The sequence below is a fragment of the Kitasatospora sp. NPDC023176 genome (assembly GCF_055560495.1).
Genome location: NZ_JBVHIP010000090.1, coordinates 1 through 2179, shown reverse-complemented (window position 1 = coordinate 2179; position 2179 = coordinate 1). Strand labels below are relative to the sequence as shown.

At 76.1% G+C, this 2179-nt stretch carries 2 protein-coding genes; both read left to right on the top strand.

Features of this window, described 5'->3' with window-relative positions:
• Positions 1-463 precede the first annotated feature (463 nt).
• Positions 464-1342 (top strand): universal stress protein, encoded by an 879-nt coding sequence (locus ACZ3YL_RS42390; RefSeq protein ID WP_188308579.1) that lies wholly within the window; start codon positions 464-466, stop codon positions 1340-1342.
• Positions 1343-1432: 90 nt separating this feature from the next.
• The gene (locus ACZ3YL_RS42385) at positions 1433-1966 is read left to right on the top strand and encodes a flavodoxin family protein (RefSeq protein WP_465663187.1); all 534 of its coding nucleotides are present in this window, start codon (positions 1433-1435) and stop codon (positions 1964-1966) included.
• The last annotated feature ends 213 nt before the right edge of the window (positions 1967-2179 follow it).

The window sequence follows — 2179 nt, the reverse complement described above, 5'->3', positions numbered from 1 at the left end:
CCCGAGGGCCTGACGGCCCCGCCGCCGGGTCCCGAGGGTCCACCCGTTCCGGGCCCCTGGTCCCGGCTGGTCCCGGCCCGGCCTTCCGTGACCGGGTCCACCACTCGGGACCCCGGCGCCGGGGCCACCAGGACCGGGGCCCGGGTCCGTCCGGCCCCTGCCGGATCCAGGCCCGGCAGAAGCTCGACATCAGCGGCGGAGGGCCGCCGGGTCTACGACACCATCCGCACCATCCGCCGCTTCCTGGTGTACGGGCCGGCCGGCGGAGCGGCCGAGATCCTGGTGATGCCGGCCGGCCCGCTGTTCGGCCTGGCACTGCCGCTGCGGGCGAGCCAGATCGCGACCGGGCGGCGCAGGTGGGTACGCCGGGCCCCGGGCCCTGGGCCGGTCGGCCCTCGTGGCCGGTGCCGGACCCGCCTAGCGTGGGATCAGGATCCGGCCGCAGCAGGACCGAGGAGGAGCCATGACATCCGCAAGCCCCCACGACGGCCTCCGATCCGTCGTCCTCGGCGTCGACGCGCGTGACACCGGCAGCATGACCGCCGCCTGGGCCGCCGACGAGGCCGACCGCCGCAACCTGCCGCTGCGGCTGGTGCACGCCGTCCCGTCGGTGTTCCGCGAGTTCCGCCCCTTCGACCAGGGCCGCTACCACAAGGCCCTGGTCGAGCGCGCCGAACAGGCGCTGGACCGGGCTGCCGCCGTGGCCTGGGCCCGCCACCCCGGTCTGGCGCTGACGACGGACCTCAGTGAGGACGTCCCGGCCCCGGCCCTGTGCCGGGAGTCCCGCGATGCCGCGCTGGTGGTCCTGGGCTCCCGGCGGCTGGGCCGCACGGCGGAGGCACTGAGTGCCTACTCGGTGGCCGTACCGGTCAGCGCCCAGGCCCACTGCCCGGTGGCCGTCGTCCGCGGCCCCGAGCACACCACCCAGGACCCGCCCTACCTCGTGCTCGGCGTGGACGGCAGCCCCTCCTCGGACGCCGCCGTCGATTTCGCCTTCGACCTCGCCGACGAGCGGCGGGCCGCCCTGCGCATCCTGTGGGTCTGGCACCGCCCACCGGTCGGCAACCTCGACGAACACGCCACCGTACAGCTCCTCCGGCGGCTGCTCTTCGAATCCACCTCCGGCCGGCAGGACCGCCACCCCGACGTGAAGGTCACCCACGAGCTGGTGCACGGCCACCCGGTCGAGGAACTCGGCATCGCCTCCGAGCACGCCCTCGCCGTCATCGTCGGCCGTCGCGGCAACGGCGGCTTCACCGGCATGCGCCTCGGCTCCGTCCCGCACGGCCTGCTGCACCGCGCCGACTGCCCGGTCATCACGGTGCCCGCCGCCCCGGGCTGAGCCACACCGTACGACGGCCCGATGCGGGCCGAACAGCCCGTGCCCGGACCCTGCTCCGGCGCGGCCCGGGAAGGACGAAAGGTGGAGACCATGCACACCGTGATCGTGTACGAGAGCATGTACGGCAACACCCGGGAGATCGCCGAGGCGATCGCCGAGGGCGTTCACCAGGCCGATCCCGGGGCGGCCGTGGACTGCCTCCCGGTGGCCGAGGCGGACCCGGAGACCACCCGGTCCGCGGACCTGCTGGTGGTCGGCGGACCCACCCACATGCACGGCATGTCCTCCGGGCTCAGCCGGAGGATGGCCGTCACCGCCGAGGCCCACCAGGAGGACCGTGAGGCGGCCACCGCCGAGGCACGGGAGACCGCCGAGGGGCCGGGCCTGCGGGCCTGGTTCCACGCCCTGCCGCAGACCGAGTCCGGCACCTACGCCGCCGCGTTCGACACCCGGGCCGACATGCCCCGGGCCGGCGGCGCCGCCAACGGCATCGCCCACCGGCTCTCCCGCCAGCACTACGACGTGGTCGCCGAGCCCGAGGGCTTCATCGTGGAGAAGAACGACGGCCCGCTGCGCGCCGGCGAACTCGACCGCGCCCGCGCCTGGGGCGCGGGGCTGATCTGAGCGGGCACGTACCCGGCCCGCCGGGCCCCACGGCGCCGACGTCGTCCAGACCCGCACGTCCCGCCTCACCGACCCCGAGGTCCTGGCGTCACGCCTGCCCGCCCTGGTCGAGAGTTCGCCGGCCCGCGGCGATCCCGGCCAGGGCGGCAAGGCGGCGCAGCGGCAAGGCGGCCGGACGCGACGGCGGTCGCCCCGGGAGCCCGGTGGCCGACC

Bases quoted from the DNA above. Each gene is read 5' to 3' on its own strand.
- ACZ3YL_RS42390 (WP_188308579.1), top strand. From the start codon at position 464: ATGACATCCGCAAGCCCCCACGACGGCCTCCGATCCGTCGTCCTCGGC.
- ACZ3YL_RS42385 (WP_465663187.1), top strand. From the start codon at position 1,433: ATGCACACCGTGATCGTGTACGAGAGCATGTACGGCAACACCCGGGAG.